General features: G+C 39.8%; 16 protein-coding genes. 10 read left to right on the top strand and 6 right to left on the bottom strand.

Going from position 1 to position 19,098, the window contains the following annotated elements:
• Positions 1-137: 137 nt before the first annotated feature.
• Both GQR54_RS10510 and GQR54_RS10505 read right to left on the bottom strand, forming a co-directional pair.
• Positions 138-2,105: a hypothetical protein gene (locus tag GQR54_RS10510; RefSeq protein ID WP_166377573.1), complete on the bottom strand. Its 1,968-nt coding sequence runs from the start codon at positions 2,103-2,105 to the stop codon at positions 138-140.
• 119 nt (positions 2,106-2,224) lie between these two features.
• Positions 2,225-3,151: a LysR family transcriptional regulator gene (locus GQR54_RS10505; protein ID WP_165740655.1), complete on the bottom strand. Its 927-nt coding sequence runs from the start codon at positions 3,149-3,151 to the stop codon at positions 2,225-2,227.
• Positions 3,152-3,325: 174 nt separating this feature from the next.
• Between GQR54_RS10505 and GQR54_RS10500 the strand changes: the two genes are divergently transcribed.
• Both GQR54_RS10500 and GQR54_RS10495 read left to right on the top strand, forming a co-directional pair.
• Positions 3,326-4,003 carry a glutathione S-transferase family protein gene (locus GQR54_RS10500; protein WP_166377572.1) on the top strand — a complete coding sequence of 226 codons (678 nt, stop codon included), beginning with the start codon at positions 3,326-3,328 and terminating at the stop codon, positions 4,001-4,003.
• Positions 4,004-4,087: 84 nt separating this feature from the next.
• On the top strand, positions 4,088-5,215 hold the full coding sequence (locus GQR54_RS10495; protein ID WP_166377571.1) for a zinc-binding dehydrogenase: 1,128 nt from the start codon (positions 4,088-4,090) through the stop codon (positions 5,213-5,215).
• 397 nt (positions 5,216-5,612) lie between these two features.
• Here GQR54_RS10495 and GQR54_RS10490 read toward each other — a convergent pair whose 3' ends face one another.
• Entirely contained in the window at positions 5,613-6,260 is a 648-nt protein-coding gene (locus GQR54_RS10490; protein ID WP_166377570.1) for an Abi family protein, read from the bottom strand.
• Between the two features lie 490 nt (positions 6,261-6,750).
• On the opposite strand from GQR54_RS10490, the gene GQR54_RS10485 reads away from it, so the two are divergent.
• Positions 6,751-7,236 (top strand): hypothetical protein, encoded by a 486-nt coding sequence (locus tag GQR54_RS10485; protein WP_165742304.1) that lies wholly within the window; start codon positions 6,751-6,753, stop codon positions 7,234-7,236.
• Positions 7,237-7,277: 41 nt separating this feature from the next.
• On the opposite strand, the gene GQR54_RS10480 is transcribed toward GQR54_RS10485, so the two are convergent.
• Positions 7,278-8,483 carry an anhydro-N-acetylmuramic acid kinase gene (locus GQR54_RS10480; protein ID WP_166377569.1) on the bottom strand — a complete coding sequence of 402 codons (1,206 nt, stop codon included), beginning with the start codon at positions 8,481-8,483 and terminating at the stop codon, positions 7,278-7,280.
• A gap of 148 nt (positions 8,484-8,631) precedes the next feature.
• On the opposite strand from GQR54_RS10480, the gene GQR54_RS10475 reads away from it, so the two are divergent.
• The 4 genes from GQR54_RS10475 (at position 8,632) to GQR54_RS10460 (ending at position 12,867) form a co-directional block, all read left to right on the top strand.
• Entirely contained in the window at positions 8,632-9,132 is a 501-nt protein-coding gene (locus GQR54_RS10475; protein ID WP_166377568.1) for a GNAT family protein, read from the top strand.
• A 184-nt stretch (positions 9,133-9,316) separates the two neighbouring features.
• Positions 9,317-10,345: an NADP-dependent oxidoreductase gene (locus tag GQR54_RS10470; protein ID WP_166377567.1), complete on the top strand. Its 1,029-nt coding sequence runs from the start codon at positions 9,317-9,319 to the stop codon at positions 10,343-10,345.
• A 45-nt stretch (positions 10,346-10,390) separates the two neighbouring features.
• Positions 10,391-11,008, top strand: a complete 618-nt coding sequence (locus GQR54_RS10465; protein ID WP_166377566.1) for a glutathione S-transferase — start codon at positions 10,391-10,393, stop codon at positions 11,006-11,008.
• A 239-nt stretch (positions 11,009-11,247) separates the two neighbouring features.
• On the top strand, positions 11,248-12,867 hold the full coding sequence (locus tag GQR54_RS10460; protein WP_166377565.1) for a methyl-accepting chemotaxis protein: 1,620 nt from the start codon (positions 11,248-11,250) through the stop codon (positions 12,865-12,867).
• 71 nt (positions 12,868-12,938) lie between these two features.
• Here the strand turns inward: GQR54_RS10460 and GQR54_RS10455 are convergent, their stop codons facing one another.
• Together GQR54_RS10455 and GQR54_RS10450 are read right to left on the bottom strand one after the other, a co-directional pair.
• Positions 12,939-13,247 (bottom strand): YkgJ family cysteine cluster protein, encoded by a 309-nt coding sequence (locus GQR54_RS10455; RefSeq protein WP_010554993.1) that lies wholly within the window; start codon positions 13,245-13,247, stop codon positions 12,939-12,941.
• A 45-nt stretch (positions 13,248-13,292) separates the two neighbouring features.
• The gene (locus tag GQR54_RS10450; protein WP_166377564.1) at positions 13,293-15,221 is read right to left on the bottom strand and encodes a RecQ family ATP-dependent DNA helicase; all 1,929 of its coding nucleotides are present in this window, start codon (positions 15,219-15,221) and stop codon (positions 13,293-13,295) included.
• A 275-nt stretch (positions 15,222-15,496) separates the two neighbouring features.
• On the opposite strand from GQR54_RS10450, the gene GQR54_RS10445 reads away from it, so the two are divergent.
• The 3 genes from GQR54_RS10445 (at position 15,497) to GQR54_RS10440 (ending at position 19,029) form a co-directional block, all read left to right on the top strand.
• A complete protein-coding gene (locus tag GQR54_RS10445) occupies positions 15,497-16,801 on the top strand; it encodes an NAD(P)/FAD-dependent oxidoreductase (protein ID WP_166377563.1) in 1,305 nt (434 codons plus the stop codon).
• 131 nt (positions 16,802-16,932) lie between these two features.
• Entirely contained in the window at positions 16,933-17,211 is a 279-nt protein-coding gene (locus tag GQR54_RS19615; protein ID WP_240918928.1) for a hypothetical protein, read from the top strand.
• Positions 17,212-17,250: 39 nt separating this feature from the next.
• Complete coding sequence (locus tag GQR54_RS10440; RefSeq protein ID WP_240918927.1) at positions 17,251-19,029, top strand: cupric reductase; 1,779 nt, start codon at positions 17,251-17,253, stop codon at positions 19,027-19,029.
• Positions 19,030-19,098 lie beyond the last annotated feature (69 nt).

Here is a 19,098-nt window from a genome sequence, read left to right as displayed (position 1 = left end):
AGCAAAGCAGAAGAAAGCGATGCGCAGTACAGCTTATCTTGAAAAGGTATTGAATTTATAGTGTTTTTTCATGCTCTTGCCCTGGGTATTAAACGACTATACCCAATATTGAGCGCGGAGTGAATAATTCTAAGGCGTTACTTTTTATCCATAAAAAAGTTAACTTGCGATAAGTTAGTTAAATATTCTCGCCTTATGTCTTTATTTTCAGCCAGCTTGTCTAAATCACCAATTAAGGTAACTAACTTATTATGAGAATGACTGCTGGTTGTTTTAAAGTCGTCTTGCTTTTCGTCGCTGTCAACACGCTCTTTTTTATTCATGTTGTAGCTGTTTTCGTTTTCTTCAAGCCAAATATCGTCAATTAAGCGAATGTCACTTTTACTAATGGTTTGCTCTTGCATCGCCATTTGCAGCTCGTATTGATTTGTTTCCGGGCTAAACGCATACATTTTTGTATCAACATCAACTTCGTGAGACTGGTCAAGCCCCACAAGCTCTTTATTTTTAACTGCGGTACCTACGTTATAACTCTCTTCTTTGTCGTAGTAGTCGGGGCGACTGTATTGATAATCAAAGTGGCTACTTACATTTTTACTTTGTGTTAAACCGCTAAGCTCGCCTAATTGGGTTTGCTCAGTCGCTTGGCTTAGCTCAATGGTACTTTTAGGCTGATAGTCACCGCTATCCAGTGCGTAAGAAAACGTAGCATCAAAATCAGCGAGCTTAGAAATACCCACCCCCAATGTATTGGGTGCTTTATTACCAAGCCCTTGGTAACGGGGATCGCTTGCGATCATGTTATCAACTAAATCGGCAACCATAGCGCGCCCGTCATTAAATTGCTTATCTGCAAGCGACTCAATATTGCTATAACGTTCAGCCGCTGACGACATACTTGTAAAAGCGCCTTTAAATAATGCAAAACCTTGCTGCATTGTCTCATCCCCTTTACGACCAAATGCCGAGTCTTTACTATCCTCGGTACTGTTTACTCGGCTATCTTCTAAGCTTTGATCGAGGGACGCTAAATACTGCTGCATTTGCTGTGTGTCTTTAGCGCCAATGGTCGACATATCGAGTGCAAAGTCGATTTCGTTTTTCCCATTCTCAGCCTTAAACACAAGTGCTTGTTGATTTGTCGCTTCATCTATTGAGTAACTTAAATCAAGCGTGTTTTCGCCTGTATCAAGCGCATCATTTTGCGTTGTTGAAAACGACACATTAAAACCCGCTAGCTGCTCACTATTAAAGCCTGATAAAAAATCTAAACTCATATCTGTTTGGTTTGGCACTATAATAGGATTAAATGAGTTTTCACTCGCTTTAAAAAACTCATCGGCCATTTCGCCAACACCCGCCATAACCTGCGTTAAAGTCGCATGTTCAGCCTCAGATAAATCGCCATTTACTTCGTAACTTATGCCAAAGCCATCAACGGCTTCGCCCGTTTTTTCATCAAAGCCTTGCGATGAGTTAAAGGTAATGTTTATAACATCACCCTCTTTGGTTTTTACCGAGAGCTCAAATAAATAATTATCGTCATCCTCGTACTTGCTACGATTAGCACTTTCCATATAAGGATTAAGCGTGCGCTCAACACGTTGCTGGCTTGAGGCTAAAAACGTTTTTTGCTCATGCCCAAGTTGCCCCAAGCTTGATAAAATATCGCTGGTATTAGCATAAGCACCCTGAATATTTTTAACGGATGTATTTAATCGCTCAATTAATTGGGTACTGTTTTCGTTTTTTAATAACCCCTCATGCTGAGAACTTATTACGGTGCGCAGGGCGAGTTCTTCATCGGAGAGTTTATAGTTAAGCGTGCTAGGCGTGCTTGTAATAATAAATAGCGAGGTAAGTTGCTGTTGTAAAATATCCCCTACTTTTTGATTGCTACTTATCGTTTCGTAAATCGTTTCATCATTTAGCTGGCTTAGTAGCTCGTCGGTTATTTTTGAGGCATTAGTTTGTAAATCATTAATAGCTTGAAGGTCGCCACTACTGTGCAGTGAAGGTGTCGCAGATGTTTGGTTGGCGTTATTAACTGATAGGGCAATCATAGTGCTTAGATTAGCCTGACTGCCAAATATATTATTAACCATGATTATCCTTAATCGCTAAACCCTATTAAGTAATGTATCGGGCGCTTAGTTAAAAGCTTTAGCTTAAGGAGGTTTTTTTACCTATTATTTATACAAATAATCGGCCTTACTCTTAAGGGCTATTTTATTTGCTTACTATCTTCACCTGTTTCTTTTATTTTTTGTACTAAAAAATCGACCGCCGCTTTTACCTTTGGTACCAAATAACGTTGTTTTTGATACAACAAATAAACAGCCATATTAGAATTTTGAGTTATTGCCACCTCATGCTCAAACTTAAGCTCTTGTAACTCACCCAGCTCAAGATATGAAGCCAGTGCCCATCGAGTTGACATTAAAATACCTTCCCCGTTACATGCTTTTTTTGCAAGCCACGACCCGTTATTTGAAATAGCGACCGCAGGCCCAGAAACGTCATGCCATTGCTCATCTACTTTACATAACCACGGCGTTGGCCCTGAAGGCGTTTTAAAATAAAGCCCATTATGGTGCTTTAATTCCATGGCGTTACTTGGCACTCCGTGTTTTTGTAAATAGCAGGGGGACGCCACAGGTATAAAGCCATTATCCATAAGTTTTATTGCTATCACGCGCTCATTGGGTGCATAACCACCACGAATAGCAATATCAACATCGTCACGGCCAAGTGTCGACAGCTCATCGCTTAAGCTTACATCGAGTATTATTTCGGGGTATAACGCGCTAAGCTCATCAAGCAGCGGCATGAGCATTTTGTCGCCAAAACCTACCATGCAACTTATAGATAAACGCCCCTTTGGGGTTGTTTGGTAACTTCGAACCGTTTCGTGGCTTTGCTCAAGCTGGTTCACTATTTTTTGTACATCGCTGTAGTAAATTTGCCCTACTTCGGTCAGCTTAACTATGCGGGTTGAGCGTTTTAAAAGCGTAGCCCCTAGGCTTTTTTCTAAATCGGCCACTCGCCTCGACAACGACGAAGGCGGCACACCAAATGCTTTTGCGGCTTTGGTAAAACTGCCTGTTTCAACCACCTTAATAAAATACCGTATGGCTTTTAGTTGATCCAAGTCGCCTCTCCATTAAATAAAATGCTTTATTGTCTTAAAGACAAAAGTGATTCGCATTTTCCCTTATATATAAGCAAATTAAAACAAGTAATAATAGGCTCAACTTAAACACGGGGACCAAAATTGCATTATTTGGCAATGAGTATCCTCACGTTAATAAAGGAAAGCTGACTTATGATTACTTTGCACGGTTTTGCTGCTAGCAATTATTACAACCTAGTTAAACATGTACTTTTACACAAACGACTGCCATTTAAAGAACACCTTGTTTACGGCGGTAGTGAAGAGTTACTAGCAATAAGCCCTGCAGGCAAAGTGCCTGCAATCACAACAGCTAATGGTCTTAATATTTCTGAGTCGAGTGTTATTTGCGACTTTATAGAGGAGTCGTACCCACAAACTCCGCTATACCCTAAAGATGCAGGTGAGCGCGCAGTTGTTCGTCAAATTATGAAAATAGCAGAGCTTTATTTTGAACTGCCAAGCAGACGGTTCATCCCTTATGTATTTTCGGGTAATGAAGTTCCTGAGGCTCTTAAAACAGAAGTACGCCAAGTATTAACTCGTGGCGTTACTGCATTAACCAAACTAGGTAAGTTTTCACCTTGGATTGCAGGCGAGCAATTCACAATGGCAGACATTTACGTTTATTACGTAAACACCATTGTTAGCGCCTTTGGCTCTACTCAGCTTGATTGGGATGTACTAGCACAAGTTCCCGGCATGAAGGAGTGGAGCGAATCAATGAGCCAATTAGCCATTGCCCAAAGCATAGAGGCCGACCGCCAAGCAAATATGGCTGACTTTATGCAAAAAGTGAAAGCTCAAATTCAAGCAGTAAACGCTAAATAGCCCTTAGCTATATAAGAAGCCTTTAGCTATAACAGCCCTTAGCTATAACAGTAATCAATACTCATTTTTGTGGGAGCAAACATAATGACAGATAAAAATATCCAACTTACTTCAACTATCAGCGAAGACAATAAACTAACACTTGCCTTAAAAAACATCGAGATGCCAAAGCCTAGTGCCGATGAAGTGGTTATTCGTATTGAAGCTGCACCATTAAACCCATCAGACTTAGGCGTTTTATTCAGCGCAGCTGATATGTCTACTGCAAAGCAATCGGGTACTGATGAAAACCCAGTAATTACTGCCGATGTTCCAGCTCAATTTATGCCATCACTTAAAACACGCGTAGGTAAAGCCACACAAGTAGGTAATGAAGGCGCAGGCACCGTTGTAGCAGCAGGTTCATCACCAGCCGCACAAGCATTAATGGGTAAAACCGTTGCTGTAATTGGCGGTGGTACGTATCGTCAATTTATTTGTGCCAATGTACAAAGTTGCCTAGAGCTAAAAGAAGGGACTACCGCTAAAGAAGGTGCATCATCTTTTGTTAACCCACTTACCGCACTAGCAATGGTAGAAACCATGCGCGCTGAAGGTCATAAAGCTATTATTCACGCGGCTGCAGCTTCTAATCTTGGCCAAATGCTAAACCGTATTTGTATTGCTGATGGCGTTGATTTAATTAATATTGTTCGTAAACCAGAACAAGAAAAATTACTGCGCGATATGGGTGCAAAATATATTGTTAACTCAAGCAGCGACACTTTTCTTGCTGATCTAACCGCTGCAATAATTGAAACGGGTGCAACTATAGCGTTCGACCCAATCGGTGGCGGCCAACTAACAAGTGATATTCTTAACTGTATGGAAGTTGCAGCTGCACGCGATATGAAAGAGCACAGCGTTTATGGCTCAGACACTTACAAACAAGTGTATATTTATGGTGCATTAAACCGAGGCCCTATCACAATAAACCGTAACTTTGGTTTTGCATGGGGTGTAAACGGATTCTTATTATTTAATGCCTTAGGTAAATTAGGCACAGATACAGTAATAAAAATGCGCAAACGTATTGCAGACGAAATTACCACTACATTTGCGAGCAATTACACGCACGAAGTGTCATTAGCTGAGGTGTTACATTTACAATCAATCGCGGCTTATTCTAAACAAGCAACAGGCGAAAAGTACTTAATTAAACCTCAAGCTTAAGTAAATATTCTTCGTTAAAAATTAAAAACCACAGCGCTTAGCACTGTGGTTTTTAAATATAAAAGCAGATGCTAATTAGGTATCTGCTTTTTATTTGGTCGTTGTAAAAACTAGCTCGGAGTATTTACTTTGGCTAATAAATTACACTCGTGGATTTCAAGCATTCCTCTAGACAGCTTTCAACTAAGATTGTACTTTCCGCTCGCTACAAATAGTCAAGTGTGTGAGCTAATCAACTGTATCCGCTCAATCTTCAAAACTATGAGAGGAAAAATATTAATGAGCCTATGTACTTTGTTTTGGTGAGAGATCTTTGGGCATAGATGGAGTTATGACTTTTTCTCATTTTTTAGACTCAGTTTTCCCTTTTATGTGCCAAATAAATTTTTTAATACTTTCATATAACTGGGTTCAAAAGTAAATTATTAACCTTTTCTATTTCATCCAACCATATTTTTGTTTCTTTACATCGCATTGCCACAGTAGTTTCAATTAAAGGATAAATATCAAGTAACTTATTGTGATTGAAAATAGGCTCATGATGAGCGATTCGATTTCTTATTTTTCTTATTACAAAGCAAGCTTCTTTTAATAGCGTTCTAATTTGCGCCGCAGTTAGGTTATCAGCATTTGGAAATGCAGTCTGAATATGAACGTTCCAAATACGCCCATCATGCCTTCGCGTTAGCATTTCTTCCCACCAAGATAACTTTAACTCTGGTAACACCTTGCCTAACCCTTGGTAATTATTGCTAACAATGCTTAATAGCTCTCTTTTATTTTTATAAGCCAGTGAGTTTTGAAATACCGTATTAATAGGCCAATCAGCACCATATCTTTTTGCAATAGCTTCACTAATAGCATTACGTAATACCACTTCATATATATGTAAAGGAAATAAAAAATCAGATGATAAATTTGCATTCCATTCATATAGCGAGAGAGCTTTTATACCGCAATCAACACCAGTACTCGCAATGACAGCATTTCTGTATGTTGTAAATCGACTAATTGATATGGTCTTTTCAATTGCTTTGTATCGCATTAACTTTCCATCTTATAAGTTTTTCTTTATCTTTGGTTGATCATAATACATTTTCTGGTAATATGTTTATTGAGAGCTTTGGATATCCCTGCTTATGCAGCCCACCAAAGACAAAAGATAAAAAATAAACCCATGCTTAGGCGTGGGTTTTTTCGTTCTGATGCAAGTTGCTTGAGTTTAAATTATTTTTTACTGTGGGATAAAGTGTTTACACTAAAATATAATTTACATTATATTTTTATTTACTCATTTTACATAGCATTACTGGTTAGCGGCTTTATCTAGTCAATACTCACTCGCCTGACCTTGCTGTATATAACTATCTACTCTAAATGTATCACAAACTGTTTTCATATTAGAAGTGCAAAGATCCTCTTTGATCAAACCACTCAATAATTGTACTAATTAGTGCAATTAGTCATAAATCTGTAACTTTGATCCGCGATAATCTCTATCCGATAAATGAATAAACTCAAGAAGATTAAGTAAGATGAGTACACCCTTAGTGCAACTAACATTTGCACAGCAATCATTTGATGATTCTATGTCTGCGGCGATGAGCCACGCTATGGAATATGAAAAGCTGTCACTAAAAGCCAGTGCTGCGCATAACATTACGCTGCAATGTGTGTTGCCTGATGGCGCAAATGAGAGCGATGTTATTTCACTAAGTGCTACGCAGCCCAGTGCGCGTGGGGCGCAGTATTTTACTGAAAAAACGCTGAGCAATGCAGACCTTGAATCTGGTACTGTAAACCTTACTTTAAGTAACATTACACAAAGCCAATGTTTTGTAGTGCAAATGATGCTGCACGGAAAAAACACGACCTTAAAAGAAAGCCAACAACTCGATGTGTACATTAAAGCATTTGAGCAAGGCTATATTCCTGAACACATAACAACTGAACATGCTAAGCCTCAGGGCGTTCGTAGCTACTTTGCGAGTATGGGTTCTACGTTTTTATCGCTGTTTTAGTGCTGGCTGCACTTAAATTACGCGACGCGACCTATAAGTTATTAATCTGCAAAACTTACTTTACCCATAGTAACTCCCGCAATACCTTGTGCAGTATTACTTAGGTGTTGCTGCTCTCCTGCTAGGCATTCGTTTGCTAAAATAGCAAATAGTACAGCCTCTTTTGCGTCGGGGTTTATACCTAAATCGTCGGTGTTTTTAAAAGCCTTAATACGTGGGCAAAGCGCTGTAAGTTGCGCCATTAGCAACGGGTTATGAATACCGCCACCACTTGCATACACCACACAATTTTGTGCGCGCTCTGCACACTCGTTTAATACATTTGCTATAACGGTTGCAGTAAAGGTATTTAAGGTGGCCATTACATCTTCATGGCTTAAATGGTGAGTATTTGTAACCTGCTGTGCAGCATTTAAATACGCTAAGTTAAATACCTCAGGCCCTGTGGTTTTAGGCATTGGGAGTTTAAAAAATGCGTTATTACACAATGCATTCAATAATGGTGTATTTATCTTGCCTGCTTTTGCTATTTTTGCGCCATCGTCATAATGCATATCTTTAAAATGTTGCTGTACGTAGGCATCCATAATGGTATTACCGGGGCCAATGTCGGAGCTAAACACACCGTTTGCATCACCATTTTTGGGTAAAAACGTTAAGTTAGCAATGCCGCCCATATTTAGCAAAATCCGACTCTCAGCAGCGCTCGAAAAATATAAATAATCGCCATACACCGCCAGTGGCGCGCCCTCGCCTCCTGCGGCTATGTGTTTTTGCCTAAAATCACCAATGGTAGTAATACCCGTTGTAACGGCTATTTGGTCGCTATCGCCAATTTGCAAGGTGCCGTTATTAAAATCTTTATGGTTATGCTGCGACTGCGGGCAGTGGTAAATAGTTTGCCCGTGGCTGGCTATTACATCAATATTTGCTGGGTTTATTTGCCAAGTATGTAAGCACTGGTTAACCATATCGCCATGGAGCTTACCTACCCAAGGGTGCAATAAAGTAATAAGCTCTAAATCGCATTCGCGCTTAGCAAATACCTGCTTTATTTTAGTTTTGTAGTCGTCGTTGTAGTCAACGGTGGTAAAATTTAAAACCTCAAGGTGAGTATTTAAGCCTGCGCCCGTTACTTTACACAGGGCAACATCGAGCCCATCTAACGAAGTACCACTCATTAAGCCAATAATTAAACGGCTTGGCTTTTGAGCACTATTATAAAGGGCGGCTATATGTGGGTGCATAATGGCATCTAAACAAGTGTAATATTTTGCTTATATTAGAGTACTTTAAAACAAAGTAATAGCCGTAAACCGTTTAATTTAGGTTCTGATTGTTTAACTCTTAAATGATTGCTAAGTTAGCGTGCATACTAAAAATTTATGGAAAAAGATGATCACCCTCAGAGATTTTAAAGCCCAAGACGCGCCTTTTATTATTAACACCTTAAATGATGAACAGGTGACTCGTTACTTATCGTCAAAAATTCCGTTTCCGTATACACAAGCCGATGCTGATTGGTGGATAAACCAAGGCTCAAAAAACGGCGTAGTTGATACAACGGTTAAGGCCATTGTTGTAAATGAGCAATTTGCAGGCTGTATTGGTATAACTCCAGGGGAGTTTGAATACAGCCACAGTGGCGAAATTGGTTATTGGCTAAATAAAGCCTACTGGGGACAAGGTATTATTACTCGCGCTATTGAACTTATGTGCAATGAAGCATTTGCAAATTCACACATAAATAGAATTTTTGGCGCTGTGTTTGCTGGTAATACCGGCTCTATGAAAGCACTTATTAAAAGTGGCTTTGAACAAGAGGCTGTGCTTAAACAGGCTATTTATAAAAACGGCGTATTTTACAATAGCCACATTTTTAGCAAGCTTAAATAAAGTATTTAGAATAAATACTCTGCCTATAAGGGTTGAATTACCAGTCCCTCGCCCAAAACTCCTTTATTAAGGTACGCATTGTACATATTCATACTGCTTAGCCGCGCATTATTGTTTAGCTGAACACGATTTTTAAAGCGTAAACATTCGGTAAGTAGTTTATTTATATTAATAGGAGATTTTTATGTCTACAACTAGTCGTCAACTTACACTTGAATCACGCCCTAATGGCGCTCCAACAGATGAAAACTTTAAATTAAAAACGGTAGAGCTTCCATCGCTTAAAGATGGTGAAGTATTACTGCGTACTATTTACCTATCGCTTGACCCTTATATGCGTGGTCGTATGAGCGACGCTAAGTCGTACGCTGACCCCGTTAACATTGGTGATGTAATGGTTGGCGCTACAGTGTGCCAAGTAGAAGAGTCTAAAAACGATAAGTTTAGTGAAGGTGAGTGGGTACTTGCCTACACGGGTTGGCAAGACTACGCCATTACCGACGGCGAGGGCTTAATGCAGTTAGGTAAAGAGCCTACAAACCCTTCATACGCATTAGGCATTATGGGTATGCCTGGCTTTACTGCTTACATGGGGCTGCTTGATATTGGCGCACCAAAAGAAGGTGAAACCGTAGTTGTTGCAGCAGCAACAGGCCCGGTGGGCGCAACCGTTGGTCAAATAGCTAAAATTAAAGGCTGTAAAGTAGTGGGTGTTGCTGGTGGTAGCGAAAAATGTGCACACGCCGTTGAAAAGCTAGGCTTTGATGCCTGTATTGATCACAAAGCAGATGATTTTGCACAGCAGCTAGAAAAAGCCTGCGATAAAGGCATTGATGTTTACTACGAAAATGTGGGCGGTAAAGTGTTCGACGCTGTATTACCATTACTAAATACCTCAGCACGCGTACCACTGTGTGGTTTAGTATCACAATATAACGCAACCAGCCTGCCGGAAGGGCCAGACCGTTTAGGCATGTTAATGGGGCAGTTGCTTACTAAGCGCATTAAAATGCAAGGCTTTATTATTTTTGATGATTACGGCGACCGTTACGACGAGTTTGCTCAAGACATGCAAAAATGGCTACAAGAGGGAAAAATTCAATACCGTGAGCACATGGTAGAAGGTATTGAAAATACAGTTAACGCATTTAACGACATGATCTGCGGTAAAAACTTTGGTAAAACAGTGGTTAAAATCAATAACCCTCTTTAATTCTAAACGGCTTGTAATAACTTAGTTAAGCCAAAAAGGACTAACATGATAAAGCTACACCACTTAAATAAATCACGCTCAAAACGTATTATTTGGCTTTTAGAAGAGCTAAATGTTGACTACGAAATTGTGGCCTATCAGCGCAATAAAGACACGTTTTTAGCTCCTGACGAACTAAAGCATATTCATCAACTAGGTAAATCGCCGGTAATTGAAGACGGCGGTTTAATTATTGCCGAATCAGGCGCTATTACCGACTACCTTATTACTAAATACGGTAACGGTAAATTTGCACCACAAGTAAATACAGCTGAATATGTTGATTACCAGCAATGGCTACACTTTGCAGAAAGCTCAGCAATTTTGCCACTTTTACTTAAAATGTTTGTATTAAAAGACGGCGCTAAAACACAGTTTTTAGAGGGCTATGCCGACGCCGAAACAGCCAAAGTAATTAGCTACTTTAACGACCGCCTTGAAGGTAAGCGTTATTTAGTGGGCGACACCTTAACTGGCGCCGATTTTATGATGTCGTTTATTGTTGAGCTGGTTAAAAACGCGGGCCAATTAACACACTTTAAAAACCTCGTTAAATACGATGAACAGCTACAAAGCCATGAAAAATTTCATACGGCTAACGAGCTCGAGGCAAAGTACAACTAACTACTTTTATATAATCTTTTTGTATAATCTTTTTATACAACATCAAGGGGCATTTAGCCCCTTTTTTAATGCCTGAAAAACACTCCTCATTAAAGTTACGCTTGTAAACTAAATTAACAAACAATCCCTTATTGCTAATAAAACTTTAATTAATAAGGCATAATGCTGCTATTGTTTTAGAATAATCACTAATAATACAAGCTGCTCTTGCGCGTATTGACTCACACTTGGGATCAACCATGACCATAAACATGCGTTTAACGACCGGCTTTGGCGTAATTTTATCAATGATGCTTATTTTAACCATTATTGGCATTTCGCGCGTTAGCCTCATTAATAATAACATTACCCACATGACCGACGTAAATTCGGTAAAGCAACGTTACGCAATTAACTTTAGAGGCAGCGTACACGACAGAGCGATAGCCGTGCGCGATGTAGTGCTAATTACCGATCAAAGCAGTTTAAGCTCCGTGTTAAAGAGCATAAAAGAGCTAAACGCATTTTACCAAACGTCAAGCCGGTCTATGGCCGAGCTAATAGGTAATATGAATAATGAAGAGCGCGCTCTAATTAATAAAATAAATCAAATAGAGCAGCGCACTCAACCTTTCATTCAAGGTGTAATAAACGCTAAAAATGCAGGAAACCTAAACGAAGCTGAGCGCATTTTATTAACCGATGCGCGCCCTGCGTTTACCCAGTGGCTAAATGTTATAAACCAATTTATAAACCTGCAAGAGCAAGCAAATCAAACCACCACTATTGATACTCTCGATATTGCCAGCTCGTTTAAAATTTGGATGATTTCGCTCACCGCACTTGCCTTTTTAATAGGCATAAGCGTTGCGTATGTTATTAGCCAACTGATCAGAAATTCAGTAGGTGGCGAACCACAAGAGGCTGCTGAAGTAATTGCCCTTATTGCGCAAGGCGACTTAAGAGGTGATGTACAGTCGTGTTGCCCAAATAGCATGATGGCTTCTGTAGGGGTGATGCAATCTAAATTAAAAACCATTGTAGATAGCATTATTAACTCATCTGAAGAGCTTTCTACGCACTCTGCAAGCGTAGCATCTGGCTCGCAGCAAGCACTTAGTGCCGCTGACGCACAAGTAACTTATACAAACTCTGCAGTAAGCAGCCTAGAAGAAATGAGCCGCAGTATTCATGCCGTAGCCGACTCAGTTAGGCAAACAGAAGATAACTCAAAAATAACCGCACAATTATCGCAGCAAGGTAGTATTGCTGTGCAAAAAGTAGCGGCCGAAATTGAGCAAATCTCAGTAACTGTAAAAGCGACGGTTACCCAAGTAAACGTGCTGCAAGAACATGTAAAACACATTGGCGATATTTTAAGTGTGATCCGCAGTATTTCTGATCAAACAAACTTGCTTGCACTAAATGCGGCAATAGAAGCTGCAAGAGCAGGCGAAACAGGCCGAGGGTTTGCTGTTGTTGCTGACGAGGTAAGACAACTTGCCCAGCGCACTGGCGACGCAACAGGCGATATTGAAAAGATGATTTTGCAAGTACAAGAAAACACGCAAGCGTCGGTAACAGCTATGGAAACCACAGTACCACAAGTAGAAAATGGCCTAACGCTTACTCACGAAGCAAACGAGTTACTGCATCAAATACAGCAACAAGCTAACGATTCATTAAGTAACGTGCTTGAAATTGTTGAATCAACATCAAACCAAGTAGCCACCGTGGCGCAAATTAGTACTGGCGTAGAAGAAATTGCCAGTATGTCCAAAGAAACCAGCATGTCGCTTAACAGTAACGCACAAGAAGCCGTTGCATTAGCTGACCTTTCAAACACGCTTAAAAAGTATATTAGCTACTTTAAAGTTTAATTTTTATAGTAAGCAATAAACAAAGGGGCTTTTAAGCCCCTTTGTTGTTTATGTACATTAATAATAGCGGACTATATACCCGCTAAATCGCGCTCGGTAATACACTCACCCGAGGCCATTTCAAACTCGCGACATACTAATGGGCGGTTTTCGTAAATAGAGCACATAAGCGTATTGCGGTCGAGTGCTTGGCACCAACCGTCGTCAGCGCGTTTCATTACTTCACTGCCCCATTTATCGTATTCTATATAGTTAAAAGGCACGCCAGTGTCGGTTACTATGCGCACTTCTAATTGGCAACAACAGGCTTGGCAGTTAGCACACGTAACGGGCTCTGGGGTAGTAGAAATATTTTCAACGGGGATAACAATATGAGGCATAGTGGCTTACTTTTTTGAATAAGCCACTAGGATACAGTAACTAATTTAACGCGCTAGTAGTTTTGCTTTAATATCGCTGTAACGCATTTGCTCACACAGTGCAAAACCACTCAGCTGGCGTACTTTATTACGCGCAAATAACGGCACACTCATCCCCGCTAAAAAGCGGCATTGGGTTTCAATCCCCACATTATTATTACCCTTGCCCGCCATATGCGCTAAAAACTCATCAACTTTTTGATAAATAAGCTGATCGTCAATATATGCAGGCTCTATAGAGTACTCAAGCTTAACCGCATGCCCTCTACACACACTACAATGCCCACATTGCTCAGGTGCATTTTGATCGTCAAAATAGCGCGCTAAGTTATAGCTTAAGCAACTTTGTAGCTCAAAAAAGCGCACAAGTGCAGCAATACGTTTAATTTCGGCTTGTTCTTTGTCGGTAAAGTAGTCGTGAAGTTGCTGGGCAAGTTCTGGGTTATTTATAACCTCGCTATGCACTTTGTATACTTGGGTAATACGTTTGGTTTCGAGCGTTATTAGGTTTTTTTCGGCTAGGTAATCAAGAGCAGCCACTACGCGTTTGCGATCAACCTGCGCGGCTTGCGTAAGGGAGTCAAAATTTAGCGTGCCCCATATTTTTTTAAAATCGGTATGGCTAAATATTTGTGTTAAAAATGCTTGGCGTTGCTCATCAAAATGACCAAGTAGCTCGTTTTTATCAACCAAAAATTTGTATTTAAAATCGGCGTAGTAGGCATATTGCGGCGTTATAGCGCCTTGCATTTCAAGCTGTACAAGTAAGGTTTTAAGTGCCAGTTGCCTAATATTACTTTCGCTCGATAAGCTGTATTCTTGCATTTCCCATTGCTGGTGGCTTTGGCGAATATCGTTAATTACGTATTCAATACCGCTAAGCTCAGGGGTGTCGCCATATACAAAGTTTTCTACCGTATTTAGGCCGTCTAGGTTAGCAAGCGTGTAACAATTTGATGGATCGCCATCGCGCCCTGCTCGGCCAATTTCTTGGCTGTAGTTTTCTATCGATTTAGGTAAGTCGTAATGTATAACAAAGCGAATATCAGATTTATCAACGCCCATACCAAAGGCTATGGTTGCCACTACAACGTTAATTTTACCGCCCATAAAGTCATCTTGAATTTGCCAGCGTAGCGTATCTTCAAGCCCTGCGTGGTAGGCAACAGCATGAATGCCTTGCGCACTCAGTGTGTTTGCTACTTGCTCGGCACTTTGCTGCAGCGTTACATACACAATACCAGGGCCACTTTGCGCACGTACAATGTTAGCAAGCTCGGTGTTTTTATCGGCGGTTTTAACGCTCAGCACGCTTAAATCTAAATTAGCGCGGTAAAAGCCCGTTTGCACAATGCACTCAGGCGCAATAGCAAAGCGCTCTGCCATATCGCGTTTTACTTTTTTAGTGGCCGTTGCAGTAAGTAACAACACTAAAGGAATATTAAGCTCTTCGCGGTAACGCGGCAGTTTAAGGTAGTCGGGTCTAAAGTTATGGCCCCATTCTGATATACAGTGCGCTTCGTCTACCACTAACATCGAAAGCGCCACTTGGCTTATAAACTCTCTAAAACGCTCGTTTTTAAAGCGCTCAACCGACACCATTAATACTTTAATTTTACCGTTTCGCACATCATTCATTACGGTGCTGCTTTGCATTTGATCTTGGCTCGAATCAAGGCTGGCAGCATAAATACCTTTGCTATTTAAAAAGCTAATTTGATCTTTCATCAATGCAAGTAAAGGCGAAACCACTAAGGTTAAATTTGGTAAATGCAACGCAGTTAATTGATAGCACAACGATTTACCCGAGCCGGTCGGAAATATAGCCAACGACGATTGACCATTTAAAAGCTGCTCTATAGTTTGTTGTTGCCCTGTTCTAAATTGGCTAAAACCAAAGTGCTGCTCAAGTGATTGAATTAGTGGCGTGGTCATAAATGTCCTTTTGATGGCTAAACAATAGTCATGCTTATAAAAATGCGGTGTAGATAAAATATTTGCAACTCGGTGTGTATGAAATATTTGCAACTCAGTATACAACAAATAACATTATTTATTGCTGACATCGGTTTTATTTAGGCGCAAACTAGGCACCCATTAAATGAGTAGTAACTACTTGTTGCCAAAATAATTTATTGATACCCAAGTCACCTTAAAAAACTAATAAAAAATACAGATCACTTGGGTATATTATTTTTAAGGGCAACGTTATGAGTATTACAATACCTAAAATCGTCGTTATTGGCGGTGGTGCTGGCGGATTAGAACTTGCAACCCAACTGGGGCATAAGCTAGGGAAAAAAAAACAAGCAGATATACTGTTAATAGACAAAAACCGTACCCACATATGGAAGCCGTTACTGCACGAAGTAGCGACAGGCTCTATTGACCCTGATTTAGATGGCGTTGTGTATTCAGCCCATGCCGCAAAACATCATTATCGTTTTCAACTTGGTACCTTTTGCAATATAGACCAAAGCAATAAAACAATTACCCTCTCCCCATTAAACGACGAGTTAGGCCACACTATTTTACCTGGGCGTACAGTTCGTTACGATCACCTTGTTATTGCCATCGGCAGCGTAAGTAACGACTTTAATACCCCTGGTATAAAAGAGCACTGCTACTTTTTAGATTCAAGCCAACAAGCAGAGCGCTTTCAGCACTCATTACTAGATAGCTTTACGCGCCTTCATCAAGACGACAACCAACAGCAATCACTTAATATTGCCATTGTAGGCGGCGGTGCTACGGGTGTTGAACTCTCAGCTGAGCTTTACCATGTGTCTGAGCTATTAAAGCTTTATGGCTTAACAAATATGTCGTCTAAGCGTTTGCATATTCATTTAATTGAAGCCGGCCCGCGTATTTTACCTGCATTACCAGAGCGTATTGCCGTAAGTGCCAAACGCGAGCTATTAAAGCTTGGCGTAAACGTGCGCGAACAAACGCAAGTAAAAGAAGGCACCGCACAAGGCTTTATCACCAAAGATGAAGAACACATTGATGCCGATATAATGGTGTGGGCGGCAGGCGTAAAAGCACCTGATTTTATTAAAGACTTAGGTATTTTTGAGCTTACTCGTAGCAACCAAATTCAAGTAAACGAGTTTTTACAAAGCACCGTTGACGAAAGCATTTTTGTATTAGGCGATTGCTGCGCATTTACCCAAGCCGACGGCAAGCAAGTACCACCACGCGCACAATCGGCGCATCAAATGGCGTTATGCGTCGAAAAAAATCTCATCGCCACGTTAAAGCAGCAACCACTATGCGGCTTTAAATACAGCGACCATGGCTCGCTAGTTAACTTATCGAGCTACAGCACGGTAGGTAACTTAATGGGCAACCTAACCAGCAATACCTTTTTTATTGAAGGTAAAATTGCCCGCTTTATGTATATATCTTTATATCGTATGCACCAACGCGCCATACACGGTAGCGCAAAAACCTTTGCATTATGGATAAGCGAAAAAGTACTGCGAGTAGTGCGCCCTAAAATGAAATTGCATTAAAAGCAAACTGAATTAGCAGCCTATAAAATGGCTTTAATAAATTAATACTTTATTAAAGCCTCTTACACTATTAGTATCTAAAATAGTACCATGTGGATAATTGAAATAGTGAACCTAAAGGATTAACGTTTATGAAAAAAGGACCCCTGGCGCTTATTGCCATTGCTACGGTTGTATTGGCAACTTATATATTTATAGCTCAATCCAGCTCACCAGTAGTAAAGCAAAATTTAAAACCTGCCTCAAATATAGTTCAGCCCAAAATAAAACAACAAAAGCAGATCGTTCAAGCATCCCCACAACAGAAAGTAGTAAAACTAAAACACGAAATTAGCCTTTGTAAAAATAAATCGGCTGATAAAGCATACAAAATAAATGAAATAAACCAATCGCTTACTTTATTTTTTTAAAATGAACTCAACAAAGGTACTTCTGTCGCCGACCTATTAATGTATTCAGGTTTGTACGAGGCATCTTATCAGTCATATACAACGCTACTTAAAGAAGCGATTAAAGATAAACAAAAAAAAGACTATAAAATAATTGAAAGCATAGCTATTTTAGCTGACTGGCAAGGCATTGAAGCTATTCAAAATTTCACCACTGATAAAGTAAAAGAGATGGTGCAGCAGTTAGGTTCGGCTACCCAAAGCCCTGCTGGTTTAACATTTAACGTTCCACTTGATGAAAATGTAAAAAAAGAAACCCTCTATGCACTATTAAACAATTCCGACACGTTTACCACTTATTTGCAGTCGTTTATTCGTATTGAAGGTAGTAATGTTATCTCTCCCGCCACGCTACTTATGCTCAATGCAAATAAACTTTCAATTGACGAATTTGAGCATGTAATCGCAGTAAATCAATTTACGGTAAATGAACTCGCAGTAGCTATAAATAACGGTCTACCTAATGAGTATATTTTTGCGTTAATGAAGCAAGTACCTTCACTTAATGATATGCCTATTTATGACAATTTTACCGTTTTATATAACTTAGCCGATTTAGCTATTAGCCAATTTAATTTACCCTTAGTAAAAGCATTAAAACAAGCAGGAGTCTCGCCAACCAATAAAGCAGGCCTATTTACAGCGTTAGATATTGCCATAATTAATTTACCTAAAAACGGAAACTTAACTTTAGAAGATTTAGATAAAAGTAAGACTGATATGATGGATTACTTAATCGCCGAAGGATATAAAGCCCATGGTGAGTTTAATTATAAAAATTCATCAGATAAGACTCTACTTTTTGAAAACAAATTTAAATATCAACAAGGTACTTTTATTAGTGAGCAAACAAACCCTTTAAGTTACCTCTACTTTAGCCAAATCTCTATAATTGAAAACTCTATGCTGCCTAGAGTAACTGAGCCAGATAACTCTGAAATATCTCAATTTTTACTAGAGCTACAACATAAAAAAGAAGATCTAGATTCAGCCTCAAGCAATTGTAATCAATTAACAGAAAAGCTGTTTGCAGCCCAAAAGCTCATACGAGATAGTGATGCTTACGACAAAGTGCGCAAAATCGAAAAAGAGTATGGCAGTAACTTTGAAGACGTATTACAAAATATAGACCCTGTTTTAGTTAATTATTGGTGGAACACTCTTGCCCGCCGTACCTCTTCAGATAGAAGCGATAGTGTATTTCGTGAGTATTTAGCTAAAAAAGAATTTCAAAAAGCACATGAATACAGCCAGACAACTCCACTAAATCAAACAGAGACAAACGTGCTATTTATTAGGTTACTTAAGAATCCATATGACTTAGTGCCTATTTGGAATAGTCGAACGCTACCTATCCCTCCAACAGAGTTGGTTAGACTAAGCTGGATTCCGCTTAGTCAATGGCAAGAACTTGCACAACTTGGTTTTGATTTTTCGATTACCGATATACATGGACGCGACGTTTATACACAAGCTGCGTCGTCTTCTGTCGAAGCAGTCCAATTTCTAATTGATAACAAAATACCGACTGTTCCCAGTAAACTTGGCGTAGATATACTCGACTTAGCGCTAGAACAAAGCTACACCAAAGGTGAGTTAAGCCCAATGGTTCCTTTAGCTTTGCAGCTTGTTGAAAAATTTGAACCAAACCACTTTTCTCGCGTTGCCCGATTAAAAATATTTTACCCTGAAGTTTATCAGCAGTTGGTACAACTTAACTCTGCGCTTAAACCATTAGAGGAAACAACGTTAAATAGCTATACTTTTTATAATCACTGATCTTCATAGCAGGCGAGCCATAAATTAGCTCGTCATTACCTGATGAATATTGTCTTTAATTTTTAACAT

The organism is Pseudoalteromonas sp. Z9A4 (genome assembly GCF_011378845.1).
Lineage (GTDB): Bacteria > Pseudomonadota > Gammaproteobacteria > Enterobacterales > Alteromonadaceae > Pseudoalteromonas > Pseudoalteromonas arctica.
This window is presented reverse-complemented; position numbering and strand designations above follow the sequence as displayed.